General features: G+C 75.5%; 1 protein-coding gene. It reads right to left on the bottom strand.

Annotated elements, in window-relative coordinates:
- The coding region (locus tag ACWGIU_RS37895) for a sensor histidine kinase (RefSeq protein ID WP_453712629.1) at positions 1 to 1,319 on the bottom strand (1,319 nt) is incomplete at its 3' end.
- Positions 1,320 to 1,397 lie beyond the last annotated feature (78 nt).

Raw genomic sequence — 1,397 nt, 5'->3', positions numbered from 1 at the left:
CCCTCGGGCAGGGGCGTCGGCAGGGGCACCCGTGCCGGCTCCAGCGGCGGCGTCGCCGCCCCCTGCCCGGTCCCCCACGAGGTGGCCCGCGAGCCCCCCGCCGCGTCGGCCGCGCTGGGCGCCTCCGCACCCAGCAGTTCCTGCGGCAGGACCAGCACGGCCAGCACACCGCCGTAGATGTTCGACTTGAGCTCGACGGCGATCCCGTGCCGGCGGGCCAGCGCCGACACCACGAACAGGCCGATCCGGCCGTCCGCCAGCAGGTGCCGCACGCTGATCTGGTCGGGGTCGGCGAGCAGGGCGTTCATCCGGTGCTGTTCCTCGGTCGGCATGCCCAGTCCCCGGTCCTCCACCTCGACGGCGATCCCGGCGGTGACCCGCTCGGCCCGCAGCACCACATCGGTGTCGGGGGCGGAGAAGACCGTGGCGTTCTCGACCAGTTCGGCCAGCAGGTGCACCACGTCCGCGACGGCGTGCCCGCGGACGCTGCCCCCGGCCGGGGGCACCACCTTGACCCGGGTGTACTGCTCGACCTCCGCGACCGAGGAGCGGAGCACCTCGCTCAGGTCGATGGGCCTGGTCCACTGGCGGCGGGACGCCGCGCCGCCCAGTACGGCGAGGTTCTCGGCGTGGCGACGGATGCGGGTGGCGAGGTGGTCGACGTGGAAGAGCTCTTTGAGCAGGTCCGGGTCCTCGACCGTGTCCTCCAGCTCGTCCAGCAGCGAGATCTCGCGGTGCACGAGGGACTGGAGCCGGCGCGCGAGGTTGACGAAGACCTCGACCTTGCGTTCGCTGTCGGTCGGGGCGGCCGGTCCGGCCAGCCGCAGGAGGGTCGTGTGCGCCTCTTCGCGGGCGCCGCGCAGCTCCTGCGAGAGCAGCCAGAACTCGTCCATCCCGGCCGGGTCCCCGCCGGGCGGCGGCGTGCTCGGTCCACCACGCACCGGCCGGGGCGGGGTCTCGCCCCGTTCCAGCCGGTCGGCGGCCGTGCGCAGCTCGCCCCGGCCGCGCACGCTGGAGCGGCGCAGCGCCTCGCACCGGTCCCGTACGGCCTTGCCGGCACGCTGGGCCCCGAGCAGGGCCGCGGCGAGGGCGCCCACCACGAGGAGGGCGCAGCCGGTGAGCACGGGCCACAGCCGGGCGTCACGGTCGCCGGCTCCCCCGCCGAGCTGGAGGGTGAAGATCACCGCGGCGGCCCCGCTGAGCCCGGCGGCGAGCGTGGGCAGTACGGCGGCGCGCGCCAGCAGGGGGCGTATCTGCCGGCCGGGACCGGTGACGGCGTTTCTCGACGGGGCGTGGCGGGCGGCGCGGAGTCCGGACATCTGCGTCCTCGGTACGTGGGGCCCGGCCCCCAGTGTTCCCGGGGCCCGGTGTTGATCACCGAATACCCACGCTAGACC

Source organism: Streptomyces sp. NPDC054840 (genome assembly GCF_053611065.1).
Note: the sequence above shows the minus strand (reverse complement) of the source record. Positions and strands in the feature narration are given on the sequence as shown.